General features: G+C 65.6%; 17 protein-coding genes. 8 read left to right on the top strand and 9 right to left on the bottom strand.

What is annotated here, in order from left to right; genetic code table 11:
- Window positions 1-100: 100 nt before the first annotated feature.
- The 3 genes from AC5P78_RS04845 (at window position 101) to AC5P78_RS04835 (ending at window position 1,407) form a co-directional block, all read left to right on the top strand.
- The gene (locus AC5P78_RS04845) at window positions 101-487 is read left to right on the top strand and encodes an SseB family protein (RefSeq protein WP_049397663.1); all 387 of its coding nucleotides are present in this window, start codon (window positions 101-103) and stop codon (window positions 485-487) included.
- Window positions 488-637: 150 nt separating this feature from the next.
- On the top strand, window positions 638-1,102 hold the full coding sequence (locus tag AC5P78_RS04840) for a GNAT family N-acetyltransferase (protein ID WP_049459136.1): 465 nt from the start codon (window positions 638-640) through the stop codon (window positions 1,100-1,102).
- Window positions 1,099-1,407, top strand: a complete 309-nt coding sequence (locus AC5P78_RS04835) for a hypothetical protein (protein WP_049459135.1) — start codon at window positions 1,099-1,101, stop codon at window positions 1,405-1,407. Before AC5P78_RS04840 ends, AC5P78_RS04835 begins: the two co-directional genes overlap by 4 nt.
- Here the strand turns inward: AC5P78_RS04835 and AC5P78_RS04830 are convergent.
- From AC5P78_RS04830 to AC5P78_RS04815, 4 genes are all read right to left on the bottom strand, one after another.
- Complete coding sequence (locus tag AC5P78_RS04830; protein ID WP_229302625.1) at window positions 1,397-1,798, bottom strand: hypothetical protein; 402 nt, start codon at window positions 1,796-1,798, stop codon at window positions 1,397-1,399. The genes AC5P78_RS04835 and AC5P78_RS04830 overlap by 11 nt on opposite strands.
- A gap of 146 nt (window positions 1,799-1,944) precedes the next feature.
- Entirely contained in the window at window positions 1,945-5,529 is a 3,585-nt protein-coding gene (locus AC5P78_RS04825; RefSeq protein WP_414498313.1) for an ABC transporter permease/M1 family aminopeptidase, read from the bottom strand.
- 12 nt (window positions 5,530-5,541) lie between these two features.
- Window positions 5,542-6,444 (bottom strand): ABC transporter ATP-binding protein, encoded by a 903-nt coding sequence (locus AC5P78_RS04820; RefSeq protein WP_049397658.1) that lies wholly within the window; start codon window positions 6,442-6,444, stop codon window positions 5,542-5,544.
- Between the two features lie 131 nt (window positions 6,445-6,575).
- The gene (locus AC5P78_RS04815) at window positions 6,576-7,607 is read right to left on the bottom strand and encodes a LacI family DNA-binding transcriptional regulator (protein ID WP_049397657.1); all 1,032 of its coding nucleotides are present in this window, start codon (window positions 7,605-7,607) and stop codon (window positions 6,576-6,578) included.
- Window positions 7,608-7,899: 292 nt separating this feature from the next.
- Here AC5P78_RS04815 and AC5P78_RS04810 point away from each other — a divergent pair, with 292 nt between their 5' ends.
- From AC5P78_RS04810 to AC5P78_RS04790, 5 genes are all read left to right on the top strand, one after another.
- Window positions 7,900-8,472 carry a single-stranded DNA-binding protein gene (locus tag AC5P78_RS04810; protein WP_012479392.1) on the top strand — a complete coding sequence of 191 codons (573 nt, stop codon included), beginning with the start codon at window positions 7,900-7,902 and terminating at the stop codon, window positions 8,470-8,472.
- A 202-nt stretch (window positions 8,473-8,674) separates the two neighbouring features.
- Window positions 8,675-9,580: a hydroxypyruvate isomerase family protein gene (locus AC5P78_RS04805; RefSeq protein WP_414498312.1), complete on the top strand. Its 906-nt coding sequence runs from the start codon at window positions 8,675-8,677 to the stop codon at window positions 9,578-9,580.
- A 27-nt stretch (window positions 9,581-9,607) separates the two neighbouring features.
- A complete protein-coding gene (locus tag AC5P78_RS04800; RefSeq protein WP_087802951.1) occupies window positions 9,608-11,293 on the top strand; it encodes a GMC oxidoreductase in 1,686 nt (561 codons plus the stop codon).
- On the top strand, window positions 11,293-11,868 hold the full coding sequence (locus tag AC5P78_RS04795; RefSeq protein ID WP_005412559.1) for a gluconate 2-dehydrogenase subunit 3 family protein: 576 nt from the start codon (window positions 11,293-11,295) through the stop codon (window positions 11,866-11,868). The genes AC5P78_RS04800 and AC5P78_RS04795 overlap by 1 nt, the downstream gene beginning before the upstream one ends.
- Complete coding sequence (locus tag AC5P78_RS04790) at window positions 11,868-12,626, top strand: 3-keto-disaccharide hydrolase (protein ID WP_099524225.1); 759 nt, start codon at window positions 11,868-11,870, stop codon at window positions 12,624-12,626. The genes AC5P78_RS04795 and AC5P78_RS04790 overlap by 1 nt, the downstream gene beginning before the upstream one ends.
- A 30-nt stretch (window positions 12,627-12,656) precedes the next feature.
- Here AC5P78_RS04790 and AC5P78_RS04785 read toward each other — a convergent pair whose 3' ends face one another.
- From AC5P78_RS04785 to AC5P78_RS04765, 5 genes are read right to left on the bottom strand one after another with little or no spacing between them, the layout of a single operon-like run.
- Complete coding sequence (locus AC5P78_RS04785; RefSeq protein WP_005412561.1) at window positions 12,657-12,953, bottom strand: c-type cytochrome; 297 nt, start codon at window positions 12,951-12,953, stop codon at window positions 12,657-12,659.
- An 18-nt stretch (window positions 12,954-12,971) separates the two neighbouring features.
- Window positions 12,972-13,835 carry a sugar phosphate isomerase/epimerase family protein gene (locus tag AC5P78_RS04780; RefSeq protein ID WP_012479398.1) on the bottom strand — a complete coding sequence of 288 codons (864 nt, stop codon included), beginning with the start codon at window positions 13,833-13,835 and terminating at the stop codon, window positions 12,972-12,974.
- Between the two features lie 19 nt (window positions 13,836-13,854).
- The gene (locus tag AC5P78_RS04775; RefSeq protein WP_087802947.1) at window positions 13,855-14,979 is read right to left on the bottom strand and encodes a Gfo/Idh/MocA family protein; all 1,125 of its coding nucleotides are present in this window, start codon (window positions 14,977-14,979) and stop codon (window positions 13,855-13,857) included.
- 12 nt (window positions 14,980-14,991) lie between these two features.
- Entirely contained in the window at window positions 14,992-16,209 is a 1,218-nt protein-coding gene (locus tag AC5P78_RS04770) for a nucleoside permease (RefSeq protein ID WP_087802945.1), read from the bottom strand.
- Window positions 16,210-16,236: 27 nt separating this feature from the next.
- Complete coding sequence (locus tag AC5P78_RS04765; RefSeq protein ID WP_087802943.1) at window positions 16,237-17,289, bottom strand: sugar phosphate isomerase/epimerase family protein; 1,053 nt, start codon at window positions 17,287-17,289, stop codon at window positions 16,237-16,239.
- Window positions 17,290-17,365: the final 76 nt, after the last annotated feature.

The raw sequence follows: 17,365 nt of genomic DNA, 5'->3' as shown, positions 1-17,365 counted from the left end.
CCCGGATTCCGGGTACCTGCAGGTGCCGGCCAGTGGCCGGCACTACCGGGTTTGGCCGCATCCGGCACAATAGGCACCCCTCACGCCCCGCCGTATCGCCATGACCGACCTCGCCCCGCAGACCCCGATCGAAACCCTGCTGAAGGCGGCGATGGACGGGGCGGTGCCGATCCGCGCCTTCATGGAGGCCTTCGTCGCTTCCGAGGTAGTGCTGCTGACCGGCAGCCTGGTGACCCCCGATGGCAGCGGCTTCGACCCGCTGCTGTTCGACAAGCAGGGCACCCTGCACGTGGCCGTGTTCACCGATCCGTCGCGGGTGGGCATCTACAGCCAGCAGGCCGAACACCAGATCCGCTGGCGGATGCTGGACGTGCTGCGCCGGGTGCCGGGTGGCTACGGCGTGGTGATCAACCCCGGTACCCCGCTGGGCTTCGAGATCTCGCCCAGCGGCGTTGGCGAGATCCTGAAGGACTTCGCCCAGGGCTGAGTTGCCGTCGCGCCATTTGTAGCGTCGAGCCATGCTCGACTGCCTTTCGCGCATGGCCTGATGTGTCGAGCATGGCTCGACGCTACAGAAGGCTTCCCTTCGGGCGCCGTCCATGATCCCCTTGGGTGACATCGGGATCGAGGCATTGCCATGGAATTCAGGGGACTACCCGCCGACGCACCGGAACGGCAGCAATTGGCCCAGTGGTACAACGCGGAATGGGGCCAGGACGCCGGCCTGACACTGGAACAGGAACTGCAGCGGCTCAATCCGCCACAGGATGCCGAAGGTTTCCCGCACCTGATCGCCGCATTCGATGACGGTCAGGTGGTTGGCGCAGTCCAGCTCAAGCGGCGGGAAATGCAGGCGTTCCCACAGTACGAACATTGGCTGGGCAGCGTGTTCGTGGCCGACAGCCATCGCGGGCGTGGGCTGGCTGGCGCGCTGGTGGAGCAAGCAGCGGCGCAGGCGGTGCGGATGGGGGTTTCCGATCTCTACCTGCAGACCGAGGCCCTGGACGGTGGGCTGTATGCGCGGCTGGGCTGGAAGCCGCTGCAGGAAGCCGACAACCGCAGCTATCGCGTGCTGGTGATGGTGCGCAGGTTGGCAGCATGAGCGTACCCACGGCACGCCATTCCCGCTCGGCCCTGATCTTCCTGATCGCGGCGATCGCTGCCGCGCTGGTGTCCATGCCCCTGCTGCGCGCGGTGGGCATGGTGCTATGGCCGGTGTTCGTCATTGCCTGGCTGATCAACCTGGGCGCGGCCTGGCATCTGGCCCAGCGGGCGCGCCAGCAGGGCCGTTCGGCATGGGCGTTCGGGTTGCCGGCGGCGCTCGGTACCGTCGCCTCGATCGTGGTCTTCGTGCTGCTGGCGTTGCTGGGGCCGAAGGCCAGGCCTCAGCCGGAAATCACCGGCTGAGTGCTTCGTTCCACTCGTTCCACAGGACACCGTCCACGGCGGTGAGCAGTGTCTGCTGGACCTCGATCAGCGTGTTCATCTCATCCAAAACCGCCTCCAGGTCGGTGATTGAGATCTCGAATCTGGCCGTGCACTGGCTCATGGCATGTACGTGTTCAGTGCCATGCGCTAGCTCGATGGCTTCCTGGAGGACATGGGGCGCGTCGTTGAGAGAGAGCCGCAGGCGAACGTCTTCATCGCCCGTAATGAGAACACTGTTCCCACCCAGCTCCAATTCGAGCTCAAGACCACAGTCGGCCAATACCTCGGCTGCCCAGTTCACTGATGCGGAGATTCCGTGTGCGGCGAAGTAGATATGGCTGGATGTCATCGCGGCCTCTCGAAGGTTCACGGAAAGTATCGCTTGCCTTGAAATGGAATCTGGTGGTGTCCCTGCATCTCTGGCCAATCAGGACTTTAAATGACGCAATTGGGCGTGGCATGTCGTTTCTGTCTGCAGCAGTGATGCCAGCCATTTGACTGGCACCACCGCATACCTCACATCGTCACCTTGCGCCGGTTGTCATCGCTCACCCGGTCGATCAGCTTGTTGTAGGGATCGAAGCCTGCTTCGTCCGGCTTTTCATCCACCGTCACCGTGATCTTCGGATCGGTGCTGGTGATGTGATGACGCTGCAGGTACAGCACTCTCTGGTCGCGTTCCTTGCCTGAAGGCCCGTTGGCGAACACGCCGATCTCGACCCAGTCATCCATCTTTCCGTCGCTCTCCTTGCCCTTGCCGTCGGCGTACTGCTTGGCGGCGTGCAGGTCCAGGGTCACGTCGTAGCGGCCGTCATCGCGCTTGCGGGCGCTGGCGGCCATCACGCGGTTGTCGTAGAAGCTGATCTTCTCGAACAGGTCGGTGACCAGCTGCTGGCGGTCGGCCGGGGTCTCGGCACGGAGGTAGTCCAGCAGCTCGCGTGAGGTGGTGTACGGCGGTTGCTGGTACCCCTTGTCCTGCAGGAAGCGCTTCAATGCGCGGTTAAGCGCCTGCTCGCCGATCTCCTCGCGCAGGCGGTAGAACACCAGCGAACCCTTCTGGTAGTGGATGTACTGCTGGTTCTCCACACGTTCCAGCGGCTGTTCCTCGATGGCCTCGCCGCCGCGGCCGGACAGGTAGCCGTCCAGTTCGCGCTTGAGGAACTGGCGCATGTGCTGGCGGCCGTACTCCTGCTCCATCACCATCAGCGCAGAGTACTGCGACAACGATTCGGACAGCACCGTCGCGCCCTGCACGTTGGCACCGATCACCTGGTGCGCCCACCACTGGTGCGCGATCTCGTGCGCGGTTAAGTAGAACACGTAGTCCACCTTGTCCGGGTCACGCAGGTCGGCGATGAAACCGATGGCCTCGGAGTAGGGGATGGTGTTGGCGAACGACTGCGCGAAACGCGCATAGCCCGGGAACTCGATGATGCGTACCTGGCGGTGCTGGTACGGGGTGAAGTTCGCTTCGTAGTAGGCCAGCGACTTCTGCACCGCTTCGATCATACGGTCCACGTTGTAGCCGTGCGCCGGGTCGAAGTAGACCTCCACCGGGATGTTCTTGTACTTCGCCCTGCGTACCTCCCAGCGTGCCGACAGGTAGGCGTAGAAGTTCAGCATTGGCCGGTCCATGGCGTAGCTGAAGCAGCGCCGGCCACTTACCGTGGTCTCCTTCAGAAGGTAGCCCGGCGCCAACGCCACCTGGTCCGGTGCCGTGCAGACCGTGGTGCGGAAGTCGAGCCAGTCGGCATCGTTGGCTATGTACGTGTTGGCACGCGCGGCTTCGTCTTCCAGCTTGGGCATGCGCCGCGGCTCACCCAGGTCGCGTTTGCGCCGCTCGTTGCGGTCGCTGATCTCGGCGCCTTCGTTGTAACCGAAGGAAGGCAGTACGCGGCTGTTGAAGAAGGTGCCGTTGTCGACGATGTTGCTTGGTGCCTGGCCCGCGGTGATGCCGTTGGGCTTCTGCACCACCCGGAAATGCACGCTGCGGGTTTCACCCGGTTGCAGCGGTTTCTGCAGGCGGTAGATGCGGTAGCCGAGATCGGCGTCATGCATCGAAAGGGTCTGCCCACCCAGGTCGACCGCGACCAGCTGCTTGTCATCGCCCATCGAGACGTGCACGTCCTGGATCGGCGTGGCGTGGGTATTGCGCACCGTCCAGTTCGCATCGATCACCATCGACTGCGATTCCGGGAACAGATCCACGCGGTTGTCCACCGCCACGATGCGGGGCTGCGGCAGCGTGCGGTACTTCGACAGCTCGCGCTCGTAGCGGGCCTGCAGATCCAGCTGTTGGTCGGGCGAGATGAACTCGTTGCGGATGTTGGTGCTCCAGTACAGCCAGCCACCCACGCCGACGAAGGCCAATGCGGCGACTCCGGCGAAGACCCCGGTCGGGCCGCGCAGGCGGCGGCCGGCCAGGGTCATGCGCTGGCGCAACCCTTGGCTGACACCGCGCACCCAGAATGCCGACGCCAGGCACATCAACGTCAGCAGGAACAGCGCCCAGTAGCCCTGGAACACCAGTTGCCCGGTCAGGAAGTGGCCGTAGCCGTTCATGTCCGAATAGGGTGCGTTGGGCCAGCTGCCGAAGTTGTACAGGTTCTGCGTGTAGTCGAGCATGCCCAGCACGCCTTGGCCGATCATCACCACGATCAGCAATGCGTAACCGACGAACTTGTTGTTGGTGAGCACCTGCAGCACCAGCGCCAGGCCCCCCATGAGGATGTAGACCACCGAATCCAGCGCCAGGCTGCGCAGGTACAGGAGCGGCTCCAGATGCGTGTAGCCCTTGGCCAGCTGCACGCCCATCGCGGCCAGCGCGCCGGCGGCCTGGAAGCAGACGATCACGGCCAGCAGTGCGGTGAACTTGGCCAGCAGCGGCACCCAGTTCGGCACTGGCATGGCATCGGTCACTTCATTGATGCGCGCACTGCGTTCCTTCCAGACCAGCTCACCGGCGAAGAACAGCACGATGATCACCAGCAGCCAGCTGAAGGCCCCCTGCAGGCCCATGATCATCTGCGAGGTGACCGGCCAGATCGAGGTGCCGTACAGGGTCTGCCGGAACAGCGCGCTGGGCAGGAAGTTGGCCAGGCCCAATACCAGCAGCACGATGAACGGCACGCTGCGCAGGACGCCGCGTGTATCGAAGCGGACCTGGCGCAGGAACTGCTGCCACGCCGTGCTGGCAGTGAACGCCGGTATCACGCGCGGCAGTGTCGCGCGGGTGGGGCGGACCACGCTGGCATCGGCAGCCGGTTGCGCCTGCCTGCGGCCCCAGCGCGGACGGCCACTGCCGCTGCGTTCGGTGCGGAACAGCGCGAAGGTGGCGGCGAACAGCGCGGCAGCCACGCCCAACCACAGGGCGCGGTTGGCCAGCAGGTAACCGGCCAGCTCGGGAATCCCGTTGTTGCGTTCGGCAGTGGACCAGTAGCGGATGGTACGGCCGAGTGCGCGCATGCCCAGCGGTTCGCTCAGCACCGCGATCCACGTATTGTCGATGTCGCGCAGCAGCGCCGCGCTGGCGCCGTACAGGACCAGGTAGGCCACCAGGCCGATGTAGACCCAGAGGATCGAGCGGGTCAGCGCTGCCAGCAGCGACAGCAGCGCGGTGGTGAACAACAGGTTCGGAATGACGATGACCGCGAACGTCCAGGCATAGCCCTGCCAGCTGATCGGGCCCATGCGTTCGGGATCGACCCAGGGCATGAACGGCGCCAGCCACAGGCCGAACGCGATCAGGATGTAGACCAGCAGCCCGGCCGCCAGGGCGGCAGCGATGCGCCCGGCCAGGTAATCGCGGCGCTTCACCGGGCTGGCGAAGATCAGTTCGGCAGTGCCGAGTTCGAAGTCACGCAACAGCGCGTTGCTGACGAACAGCGCGGTGACCAGCATGCCGAGCAGGGTGAAGATGCCCAGCATCTGCGCGATCACGGTGGGCGCGTTGCTGTGCACGTTGCCGGTGCCGCCACCGATCTGCACGGCGTCGCTGGACGCTGCGGCAAAGGCAAGCAGGGCGAACAGCCCGGCCAGCAGCCACAGCAGCGGGGAACGCAGCTGCTCGCGCAGTTCGAAGCGGAAGAAATTGAAGATCATGGCGTGCTCCGCTCAGGCTGCCGCGCGGGCACGGGCCTGCAGGCGCAGGCGCTGGAAGTACACGTCCTCGAGGTCGGGAGCCACGGCTGCGAAGCCGTCGCCGGGGTCGTTGGTGCTGTGCACGTGGATCACCGGGCGACCACCGACCAGGCGGGTGGACAGCACCACGTAGCGTGCCTCGTGGTCGGCCAGTTCCGAAGGATCAACCTGCTTGCGCCAGACCTGGTGCTGCAGGGCGTCGATCGCTTCGGCAGGACGGCCGGTCAGCAGCACCTGGCCCTTGTTCATGATCGCCATCGTCGGACACAGATCGGTCACGTCCTCGACGATGTGGGTGGACAGGATCACCGCCACGTTCTCGCCGATGGCCGCCAGCAGGTTGAGGAAGCGGTTGCGCTCTTCCGGGTCGAGGCCGGCGGTGGGTTCATCGACGATCACCAGTCGCGGGTCACCCAGCAGCGCCTGGGCAATGCCGAAGCGCTGGCGCATGCCGCCGGAGTAGGTGCCCAGCTTGCGCTTGCGGGCATCCCACAGATTCACCTGCTGCAGCAGCCCATCGACCACCTCGCGGCGCTGCGCGCGCTGGGTCAGGCCCTTGAGCACCGCGAAATGCTCCAGCAGGTCCAGCGCGCTGACTTTCGGATACACGCCGAAATCCTGCGGCAGGTAGCCCAGCCGGCGGCGCACCGCGTCCTTGTCGCGCAGCACGTCGATCGGCGCCTCGCCTGGAATGCTGAGCGTCGCCGTTCCGCTGTCGGCCTCCTGCAGGGTGGACAGCGTGCGCATCAGCGACGACTTGCCGGCGCCGTTGGGGCCGAGCAGGCCGAACATGCCGCGCGGGATGTCCAGGCTGACGTTGTTGAGGGCGTGCACGCCATTAGCGTACGTCTTCGACAGCGAATCGATCTTCAGCATGTGACGTACACCTTTCCATGGGCGATGTCTGCGCGTTATCCGCGCATCAGCCTCCGTGCGCATCCGCCGTTGGTCATGGGGGGAGAATTCCGCCGTCGCACGTTGGGGCGGGGCGGGAGGCCTGGCGGCGCTTACCGGCGCAGCGACGATTCCCGCACCACCAGCTTCACCGGGATGCTCTGGCTCTCCACCGGCTGGCGACCGATCAGTGCCAGCAGGCGCTCCACCAGCAGCTGGCCGGCCTGCTTGGTGTCCTGCTGCACGGTGGTCAGCGCCGGGGATACCGAGGCCGCCAGCGGGATGTCGTCGAAGCCGGTCACCGCCACGTCCTGTGGCACCCGCAGGCCGGTCTCGCGCAGGGCGCGCATCGCGCCGATGGCGATCAGATCGCTGGCGGCGCAGATCGCATCGATCGGTTCACCGCGTGCCAGCAGCACCTGGCAGGCCTCCTGGCCGGAAGCCTCGGTGGTGATCGCATCGTGCTGCAGCGCCGGTTCGGCGGCCAGGCCGTGGTCCTGCAGGGCCGCGACATGGCCGCGGTAGCGCTCCTGGAATTCGGGGTAATGGCTGGAGGCATGGCCGAGGAAGGCGATGCGGCGGCAGCCCTGCTGCAGCAGGTGGGTGGTGATGTCGTGCCCACCCTGGAAGTTGTCGCTGCCGATCGAGACGCCGGGTTGGCCGGGCAGGGCGGCGCCCCAGCGCACGAAGTGCGTGCCCTGTTCGACCAGCCGCTGCAGGCGGTCGCGCGATTCGTGGTAGTCGCCGTAGCCGAGCAGGATGATGCCGTCGGCCTTGTTGCTGTCCTCGTAATCGGCCTGCCAGTCGGTGGACAGCTGCTGGAACGAGACCAGCAGGTCCTGCCCATGCAGGGCGCAGGCACGGGTGATCGAGCCCAGCATCGAGTGGAAGAACGGGTTGATAAGCGAGTCGTCGTTGGTCGGGTCCTCGAAGAACAGCAGGGCCAGCGTGCCGGCGTTGCGCAGGCGCAGGCTGGAGGCGTTCTTGTCGACCTTGTAGTTCAGTTCGCGGGCGATGCGCAGGATGCGCTCGCGGGTCTCGGCATTGACCATCGGGCTGCCTCGCAGGGCCCGCGACACGGTCGGCTGGGAGACCCCGGCCAGGTGGGCGATGTCCAGGGAGGTGGCTTTGCCTTTGATCGTCATGGGAACGCGGGAGGGGGCAGGGGGAGGAGCTTGGGCATGATGCCATGGGCAGACGCCAATGCCCCTCCGGATGTCCACCGAAGCGAGGGTAAGTCATTGCCGGACAAGGAAATCAGTTCAATCCTCCTGCGCGGCCGGGGTCTTCTGACCGGGCGGATGGCGGCGGCAATGCTAAGATGCATCGTTCTCGCATTCCCCCAAATTTCAACAGGGGCGGCCTCGCCTACTGCACCCCCGCCCGGGGCTGTGCTATCACTGGCGGTCTGCCCCTGGACAACGGACGAAGGTACCTATGGCGCGCGGCATCAACAAAGTCATCCTGGTCGGCAATCTCGGCAACGACCCGGACGTGAAGTACACCCAGGGCGGCATGGCGATCACCCGCATCAGCCTGGCCACCACCAGCGTCCGCAAGGACAAGGATGGCAACCAGCAGGAGCGCACCGAATGGCACCGCGTGGTGTTCTTCGGCAAGCTCGGCGAGATCGCCGGCGAGTACCTGCGCAAGGGCAGCTCGGTCTACGTCGAAGGCAGCCTGCGCTACGACAAGTACACCGGCCAGGACGGCGTGGAGAAGTACTCCACCGACATCATTGCCGATGAAATGCAGATGCTGGGCGGCCGCGGTGAAGGCGGTGGCGGCGGCGGTGGTGGCAACTACGGCGGCGATCGTCCGCAGCGCCAGCAGACTCCGCGCCAGGAGTATGGTGGCGGTGGTGGCCAGCGTGGTGGCCAGGGCGGCGGCTATGGTAACCAGGGCGGCAACCAGGGCGGCGGTTACGGCAACCAGGGTGGCAACCAGCGTCCGCAGCCGCAGCAGGCGCCGCCGATGGATGACTTCGCTGACGACGATATTCCGTTCTGATCGAACGCTCCTTTGCAGCAGAAAAGAAAGCCCCGCTCATGCGGGGCTTTTCTTTTTGCGCGATGCCATCTGCGTTGTGCCTCGCACCATCAGTTTTTCGTGCACCGCGACTTGCAAACAGACAATTTCCTCCCCTATGGTGCAATCGATTGCATTGCTGTGAATCGTTGCGTTTGATACCGGTTGGGAGGCCGGAAGGTGGATGTCCATCCATTCGATCAGACCGGCCCCGGCGACGGGCCTCACGCGGCGCGATGCGCTGCGCATCGCAGTTGCCGGCAGCATTGGCCTGGGGGCCGCGACAACCGCGGGCGCATTGCCCGCATTCGCCGCCACGGCGCCACTCAAGGGCAAACTGAAGCATTCCGTCGCACGCTGGACCTTCCCGCAGCTGTCCGTTGCCCAGCTCTGCACGACGGTGAAGGACATCGGCTTTGCCGCGATCGACCTGGTCGGCCCGGAGGACTGGCCCACGCTGCAGGCGCATGGCGTGTACAGCTCGATGTGCAACGGCGCAGAACTGGGCCTGACCAAGGGCTTTGCCGGCCGTGAGTTCCACGACCAGCTGGTGGAACGCTACACGCGGCACATCGATCTGGTCGCCGATGCCGGCTATCGAAACCTCATCTGCTTTTCCGGCAACCGCAACGGTATGGACCCGCAGGACGGCATGGCCAATGCCGAGGCCGGGCTCAAGCGCATCCTCGGGTATGCCGAGAAGCGCGGCGTGGTGCTGGTGATGGAGCTGCTCAACTCCAAGGTCGATCATCGCGACTACCTGTGCGACCACTCCGCGTGGGGTGTGGAGCTGTGCCAGCGGCTCGGCTCGGACAATTTCGGCCTGCTCTACGACATCTACCACATGCAGATCATGGAGGGCGACATCATCGCCACCATCGGCAAGCATCACGCCTGCTTCAAGCACTACCACACCGCAGGCGTGCCCGGCCGGAACGAGATCGGAGACCAGCAGGAGCTCCACTATCCAGCCATCTGTCGCGCGATCCGCGACACCGGTTTCAAGGGGTATCTGGCGCAGGAGTTCACGCCTGCAGCGCCCGATCCCGTTGCCTCATTGCGCGAGGCGATCCGCCTCTGCGACGTCTGAAACGATATCCACCCAGGTGAGAAACCCATGGCAGATAATCACTACGACGCCATTGTTGTTGGCTCGGGAATCAGTGGCGGTTGGTCGGCGAAGGAGCTGACCGAGAAGGGCCTGAAGGTCCTGATGCTGGAACGCGGGCGCAACATCGAGCACGTCAAGGACTACGTCAACGCGATGAAGGAGGCGTGGGATTTCCCGCACCGCAACCGGCCAACGCAGGCAATGAAGGCCGAGTTCCCGGTGCTGATGCGCGACTACGGCCTGGCCGAGAACCTGGAAGGGATGTGGGCCAACGAACAGGAATCGCCCTACATCGAGACCAAGCGCTTCGACTGGTTCCGTGGCTACCACGTCGGTGGCCGTTCCTTGATGTGGGGGCGGCAGAGCTATCGCTTCTCCGATCTGGATTTCGAGGCCAACCTCAAGGACGGCATCGCCACCGACTGGCCGATCCGCTACGCCGATATCGCGCCGTGGTACGACCATGTAGAGAAGTTCGCCGGCATCGCCGGCACGCGCGAAGGACTGGACGTGCTGCCGGACGGCGAGTTCCTGCCGCCGATTCCCTTGAACATCGTCGAGAAGGATGTGGCCGCGCGCATCAAGAAGGCCTTCGGCGGAACGCGCCATATGATCCACTCGCGCACTGCCAACATCACCCAACCGATGCCCGAGCAGGGGCGCGTCAACTGCCAGTACCGCAACAAGTGCATCCTGGGCTGTCCCTTCGGTGCCTACTTCTCGACCCAGGCGGCGACGCTGCCGGCGGCGATGAAGACTGGGAACCTGACCTTGCGGCCGTTCTCGATCGTCAAGGAAGTGCTCTACGACAAGGACCGCAAGCGTGCGCGTGGCGTGGAGGTGATCGACGCCGAGACCGGGCAGACCTACCAGTACACGGCCAAGGTCATTTTCCTCAACGCGTCGTCGTTCAACTCGACGTGGCTGCTGATGAATTCGGCCACCGACGTCTGGGACGGCGGGCTGGGCTCTTCGTCCGGCGAGTTGGGGCACAACGTGATGGACCATCATTTCGGGGCCGGCGCCTCGGGCCGGGTCGAGGGTTACGAAGACAAGTACTACTTCGGCCGTCGTCCCTGCGGCTTCTACATTCCTCGGTTCCGCAACGTCGCGGCCGACAAGCGCGGCTACCTGCGCGGGTTCGGCTACCAGGGCGGTGCCAGCCGCACCGGATGGTCGCGCGAGATTGCCGAGCTCAACATCGGCGCCGATCTGAAGGAGGCACTGACCGTGCCGGGTGACTGGCGCATCGGCATGACCGGGTTCGGTGAAATGCTGCCGCACCACGACAACACGATCCGCCTGGACCACGACCGCAAGGACAAATGGGGACTGCCGGTGCTGGCGATGGACGTGTCCATGCGCGCCAATGAACTGGCGATGCGCAAGGACATGGCCGCCGATGCCGCCGAGATGCTGGAGGCGGCCGGGGTCAAGGAGGTGAAGATGCACGACAACGACTATGCCCCGGGCAAGGGCATCCACGAGATGGGGACCGCACGCATGGGACGTGATCGGAAGAGTTCGGTATTGAACCAGCACAACCAGGTCTGGGATGCACCCAATGTCTATGTGACCGACGGTGCCTGCATGACCTCCAGCGCCTGCGTGAATCCCTCGCTGACCTATATGGCGCTGACCGCGCGCGCGGCCGACCATGCGGTACGCGAACTGAAAGCGGGGAACCTCTGATGGATCGCCGCGAACTGTTGAAGATGATCGTTGCCGCTACCGGTGCGGCCATGGTTGGCCTGCCTGCGCTGGTGCATGGCAAGGTGCCGGCTGCCGGGGCGATGCCCGCGTTCTCCGATGCCGACATCGGCATGCTGGACGAGATCGCCGAAACCATCCTGCCGCGGACAAGGACGCCCGGGGCCAAGGACGCGGGTGCCGGTGCGTTCATGGCGACGTTCGTCAGCGACTGCTACACCGCCCGGCAGCAGGCGACGTTCCGCGCCGGCCTGGCCGACATCGACACGCGCGCCGGTGGCCGTTTCGTATCGCTCACGCCGGAAGCCCGCACCGGGTTGCTGCGAACGCTGGACGCCGAAGCCAAGGCACGCAATGCCGACGTGACCGAGACCGGCACTCCCGAGGAAGGCGAGGCCATGCCGCATTACTTCACGATGATCAAGCAGCTGGCCATCTTCGGCTTCTTCACTTCAAAGGTCGGGGCGACCGGTGTGCTGCAGTACGTCGCCGTGCCGGGCCGCTACGACGGTGACCTGGCCTATGTCCCCGGTACGCCCGCGTGGGGGACCAGCTGATGGACGCCACCCTGATGATCCGCCCTGGGTTGATCACGGCCGGCCTGCTGGCCGCTACATCCGCATTCGCTCAGGACGGCGCCGACGCTGCGCGTGACCCGAAGAAGACCGAAGTGTGGACGCCCGTGCCCGCTGTCGTGGCCACGCCGCCCGGCAAGGCCCCCTCCGATGCCATCGTGCTGTTCGATGGCAAGGATGTCTCGGCGTGGGAGGCAGAGCAGGGCGGGCCCGTGCCCTGGACGGTTGCCGATGGCGCCATGACCGTCGTTCCGGGCAGCAAGGGCATCCGCACCCGGCAACGCTTCTGCGATGTCCAGCTGCATGTCGAATGGCGTACCCCCACCGAGACGAAGGGCTTCGACGGCCAGAACCGGGGCAACAGCGGCATCTTCCTGCAGGAACTGTACGAGCTGCAGGTGCTCGACAGTTACAACAACCCGACGTATGCCAACGGCCAGGCGGGTTCGATCTACAAGCAGGCCATGCCACGGGTGAACGCCTCGCGCGCACCGGGCCAGTGGCAGGTCTACGACATCATCTGGAAGGCACCGCGCTTCTCGCAGGGCGGCGGCCTGACGTCGCCCGCGCGCATCACCGTGCTGCACAACGGCGTACTCGTGCAGGACGACACCGTGCTGGCAGGCAGGACCGAGTACATCGGTGCGCCTTCGTACGCACCCCATGCGTGCGCGCCGCTCTATCTGCAGGAGCATGACTCCAGGGTCAGCTACCGCAACATCTGGGTGCGCGAACTGTAGCGGCACGCGGCCGGCGTGGTCGCCGGCCGCCTACTTCGCCAGATAGCTGGCGAGGTCGTCGATCTCCTGCTGCGACAGCTGGGCAAAGGGCGGCATCAATCCTCCGCCCTTCCTGATCTTGTCCTTGACCTGGGCGGGCTGAAGCCGCTTGCCGACGTCGGTAAGCGCCGGGAAGGTCGGCGGTACGCCGGCGCGTTCAGCACCGTGGCAGGCAGTGCAGTGCTGGGCATAGAGTTTCGCGCCGGCGGCAGGATCGTCCTTGGCCCGGGCTGCCGTTGAAGTGCTCATGCCGCCCAGGGCCAGGGCCACTGCCAGGATCATCTTCATGTGGGGCTCCTTGATGCGTCAGCGCCGTGCACGGGTGGGCACGTTGGCGGGCAGGTGTTCACGCAGGTAGTCCGCGCCGGTCTGGATGACCTTTGCCGGGTCGCGTGGCTGGTCGTGTTCGACGATGTACCACTGCACCTTGGCCGCCGCAGCGGCGGGCAGGATCGCGTTCCAGTCCAGCACGCCCTGGCCCACCGCGGCGAATCCGCCTTCATCCTGGGCCTGGCCCTTCGGCGCATTGTCCTTGGCGTGCACCGCAAACACGCGTCCACGGAATTTTCCCAGCATCACCGCCGGGTCCAGGCCTGCGCGTGCAACCCAGGCCAGGTCCAGCTCGGTCTGCAGGTCGGGCCCGGCCGCTGCGAACAGCAGCTCCAGCCCGGTCTGGCCGTCGAAGTCGACCAGTTCGAAGTCGTGGTTGTGATAGGCCAGGCGCATGCCCTTGTCGCGCACCCGCTTGGCGATGCGGCCCAGCTCCTTGCCCAATGCGGTCCAGCCCGCGGCATCGGTTGGGCGGTCCTTCTGGTCCAGGTAAGGCACCACCAGCGTGCTGTTGCCGATCGAGCGGTTGAGGGCCACCACGCCATCCAGGTTGTCGCGCAGCTCGGCCAGTGGCACGTGCGACGAAACCGCCTTGATCGAATACCGGTCCAGCAGTTGCTTGAGTTCGGTGGCGCTGGTGTTCTGCGTACCGACCGTTTCCACCGCACGGACGCCCGCGTCGTGGACGATCTTCAACTGCTGATCGAGCGAGCCTGCATTGCGCAGGGTGTACATCTGCACCGCGATCGGCTTCTGCGTGGTGGCGGCTTCGCTCGCGAAGGCGGGCAGGGCAGCGAGCAGCAGGATGAGACTTGCACTTCTACGGAAAAGAGCTTTCATCAACAGATCCTCCCGGAATTCAACCGATGGTGGTCCAGGCACGTGACCTGGCTGATGCAATGACGCGATCGACGATCCGTGCCGAGCGCAGGCCGTCTTCAAAGGTGGGCAGGCCCTGCGGCCGCTCGCCTTCAATGGCGCGATAGGTGTCGGCCACAAACGCCTCGAAACACTGGGCGTAGCCCTGTGCATGCCCGGCCGGCAGCACGGAAAGGCGGCGTTGTTCGGCGCTGCCGGCACCGGGGCCGCGCATGAAGGTTTCCTCGCGCTGATCGGGCAGGCCGACCCAGAGTCGTTCGGCATCCTCCTGGTTGAAGGCCACGCTGGCCTTGGCGCCATCGATCTCGAACCAGAGGCGGTTGTGGCGTCCGGCCGAGACCTGGCTGACCGTCAATGACGCCAGCGTGCCGGCGCCGGTCCTGAACATCGCTGCGGCCACGTCCTCGCTGGTGACAGCCTGCATCGCGCTGGCGGCCGTTGGCGTGCTGAAGCTCTGCCCGCTGACGGCGCCACGCTCGGCGATCACCGTGGAGAACGCCGCGTTCACTTCGGCGAAGCCCTCGCCACTGACCCATTCGACCAGGTCGCACCAGTGCGAACCGATGTCGGCGAACACGCGCGACGTGCCTCCCAGCGCGGGGTCCACGCGCCAGTTGTTGCTGGCCGGATCCAGCAGCCAGTCCTGCAGGTAGCTGCCGTGGATCAGGTGTAACGGCCCCAGATCGCCCTGGGCGATGCGTGCGCGTGCCTCGCGCACCACTGGGTGGTAGCGGTAGACGAAGGGCACCGTGGCAACCAATCCGGTCGATGCGGCCAGCGCCGCCAACGCCTGTGCATCATCCAGCGTCGTCGCCAGCGGTTTCTCGCAGATCACGTGCTTGCCGGCTTCCAGCGCAGCCTGCGCCATGGCGCGGTGCAGATGGTTGGGCGTGCACACGTGCACGACCTGTACCTGCGGATCGGCGATCACCTCCTCGATATCGCGGTAGGCGCGTGGGACATTCCAGGACTGCGCGGCCTCATGCGCGCGCTGCGGTGACGAGGCGGCTACGCCGCGCACGTCGGCACCGGCCAGCAGTGCCGCACGACGATGCACTGCACCGATCATGCCGGCGCCGACGATGGCGATTCCAAGCTTGGGCATCGACGGGGATCCTCAGGGTGTGGAGGGCGCGGCCGTGACCGTCGGCCGGTCGCGGAACAGCAGCAGGAAGGCGATCAACACCACCAGTGCAACGCCGGCCGGGAACAGCCAGATCTGCTGCCAGTCGGGGCCGGCCTCGGTGGTGAAGTGCTCCACCACCGCGCCGGACAGGAAGGTGCCGATCAGCATTCCCACGCCGTAGGTAGCCAGGGTGATGAAGCCCTGCGCGCTGCTGCGCGCGGCGGGGCCGGCATGCGCATCGGTGTAGATCTGGCCGGTGACGAAGAAGAAGTCGTAGCAGATGCCGTGCAGCACGATGCCGATCACCAGCAGCGAGAAGCCGCTGCCCGCATCGCCGAAGGCGAACATGGCGTAGCGCACCACCCAGGCGGCCATGCCGACCGCCAGCATGGTCTTCACTCCCAGCCGCACGAACAGGAACGGCATGGCCAGCATCAGCAGCACTTCGGAGACCTGGCCCAGCGACTGCAGGCCTGCTGCACCCCGCACGCCCAGGTCGTTGAGATACGGATTGGTGAAGTTGTAGTAGAACGACAGCGGGATGCAGATGGCGATGGACGCCAGGAAAAACACCAGATAGGCACGCGATTTCAGCAGACGCAACGAATCCAGCCCCAGGATCTGCCCCAGCCCGGCATCGCGCTGCTGTGCCAGTGGCGGCGTGTGCGGCAGGGTGAATGCATACAGGCCCAGCACCAGCGATGCCAGCGCGGCCATGCGGAAGGTGAGTTCAAGCCGATGGGCCTGTTCCCAGCCCAGCCAGCCGATCAGCACACCGGCGACGATCCAGCCGATGCTGCCGGCCACGCGTACCAGCGGGAACTGTTTCTCGGGCGACTGCATGTGCCGCATCGCCACGCTGTTGGCCAGTGCCAATGTCGGCATGAACAGCAGCATGTAGCCCATCACGCAGGCGGAGAACATGCTGAAGCTGGATGCCGTGGACGCCAGCCACATCAGCACCGCGCCCGCCAGGTGCAGCACCGCAAGGATGCGCTGCGCCGCGAAGTAGCGGTCGGCGATCAGGCCGACCAGGAACGGCGCAACGATCGCGCCGATGGACTGGCTGAGGAAGGCGGTGGCCACCTGGCTGGCGCTGGCCTGCAGCGGGCCCTGCACCAGGTAGGTTCCGAGGGTGACGAACCACGCCCCCCAGATGAAGAACTGCAGAAACATCATCGCGCCCAGGCGCGACATGGCGTGCGTCATGGCTTGCCCTCCCGGGGCGGTCTTGGCTCAGATTCCCAGCATGCGGTGCAGTGATGCGGCGTCCGTGCCACTGTCGGCAAAGTCGTCGAAGGCGCGGTCGGTCACGCGGATGATGTGGTCGCGGATGAAGGCGGCACCCTCGCGTGCGCCGTCCTCGGGGTGCTTCAGGCAGCATTCCCATTCCAGTACCGCCCAGCCGGGGAAGTCGTACTGGGCGAACTTCGAGAAGATCGCCTTGAAGTCGATCTGGCCATCACCGAGCGAACGGAAGCGGCCCGGACGCTCGATCCAGTCGTGGTAGCCGCCATACACGCCGCTGCTTGCGCTGGGGCGATACTCCGCGTCCTTGACGTGGAAGATGCCGATGCGCGCGTGGTAGCGGTCGACGAAACCCAGGTAGTCCATCTGCTGCAGCAGCAGGTGGCTGGGGTCGTACAGGATCTTGGCGCGGGGGTGATGATCCACCACATCGAGGAAGCGTTCGAAGGTCGCGCCATCGTGCAGGTCCTCGCCCGGGTGGATCTCGAAGCAGAGATCCACGCCGCAGGCATCGAAGGCATCGAGGATCGGGCGCCAGCGGCGGCCGAGTTCGGCGAAGGCTTCTTCCACCAGTCCCGGTGGGCGCTGCGGCCAGGGATAGAAATAGGGCCAGGCCAATGCGCCGGAGAACGTGGCATGCGCGGTCAGCCCCAGCCGCTGGCTGGCTTTGGCGGCCAACAGAAGCTGCTCCACCGCCCAGGCCTGGCGGGCCGTGGGATCGCCACGTTTGTCCGCGGGTGCGAATCCGTCGAACAGGCTGTCGTAGGCCGGATGGACCGCGACCAGCTGCCCCTGCAGATGGGTGGACAGCTCGGTGATCTGCACGCCATGACCTGCCAGCATGCCGGCGAGGTCGTCGCAGTACGCCTGGCTGCGCGCGGCCTCGGCCAGATCGAACAGGTGGGGCGCCGTGGTGGGGACTTGTACGCCAGAATAGCCCAGACCCGCGGCCCATCCGGCCAGCGTGTCCAGCCGATCAAAAGGAGCCGTGTCGCCGATGAACTGCGCCAGGAACAGCGCTGGACCCTTGAGCGTCTTCAACGTGATTCGCCCTCGATGCAATCGATTGCATTATCCTAGCAGGGGCTTACGCAAGACCTGTTGTGCAGTGCACAGC

The organism is Stenotrophomonas sp. YJH_SMC_133 (genome assembly GCF_059370655.1).
This window is presented reverse-complemented; position numbering and strand designations above follow the sequence as displayed.

Excerpts from the sequence above, each read along its gene's own strand:
- AC5P78_RS04845 (WP_049397663.1), top strand. The coding sequence starts at position 101 with ATGACCGACCTCGCCCCGCAGACCCCGATCGAAACCCTGCTGAAGGCG.
- AC5P78_RS04840 (WP_049459136.1), top strand. The coding sequence starts at position 638 with ATGGAATTCAGGGGACTACCCGCCGACGCACCGGAACGGCAGCAATTG.
- AC5P78_RS04835 (WP_049459135.1), top strand. The coding sequence starts at position 1,099 with ATGAGCGTACCCACGGCACGCCATTCCCGCTCGGCCCTGATCTTCCTG.
- AC5P78_RS04825 (WP_414498313.1), bottom strand. The coding sequence starts at position 5,529 with ATGATCTTCAATTTCTTCCGCTTCGAACTGCGCGAGCAGCTGCGTTCC.
- AC5P78_RS04820 (WP_049397658.1), bottom strand. The coding sequence starts at position 6,444 with ATGCTGAAGATCGATTCGCTGTCGAAGACGTACGCTAATGGCGTGCAC.
- AC5P78_RS04815 (WP_049397657.1), bottom strand. The coding sequence starts at position 7,607 with ATGACGATCAAAGGCAAAGCCACCTCCCTGGACATCGCCCACCTGGCC.
- AC5P78_RS04810 (WP_012479392.1), top strand. The coding sequence starts at position 7,900 with ATGGCGCGCGGCATCAACAAAGTCATCCTGGTCGGCAATCTCGGCAAC.
- AC5P78_RS04805 (WP_414498312.1), top strand. The coding sequence starts at position 8,675 with ATGTCCATCCATTCGATCAGACCGGCCCCGGCGACGGGCCTCACGCGG.
- AC5P78_RS04800 (WP_087802951.1), top strand. The coding sequence starts at position 9,608 with ATGGCAGATAATCACTACGACGCCATTGTTGTTGGCTCGGGAATCAGT.
- AC5P78_RS04795 (WP_005412559.1), top strand. The coding sequence starts at position 11,293 with ATGGATCGCCGCGAACTGTTGAAGATGATCGTTGCCGCTACCGGTGCG.
- AC5P78_RS04790 (WP_099524225.1), top strand. The coding sequence starts at position 11,868 with ATGGACGCCACCCTGATGATCCGCCCTGGGTTGATCACGGCCGGCCTG.
- AC5P78_RS04785 (WP_005412561.1), bottom strand. The coding sequence starts at position 12,953 with ATGAAGATGATCCTGGCAGTGGCCCTGGCCCTGGGCGGCATGAGCACT.
- AC5P78_RS04780 (WP_012479398.1), bottom strand. The coding sequence starts at position 13,835 with ATGAAAGCTCTTTTCCGTAGAAGTGCAAGTCTCATCCTGCTGCTCGCT.
- AC5P78_RS04775 (WP_087802947.1), bottom strand. The coding sequence starts at position 14,979 with ATGCCCAAGCTTGGAATCGCCATCGTCGGCGCCGGCATGATCGGTGCA.
- AC5P78_RS04770 (WP_087802945.1), bottom strand. The coding sequence starts at position 16,209 with ATGACGCACGCCATGTCGCGCCTGGGCGCGATGATGTTTCTGCAGTTC.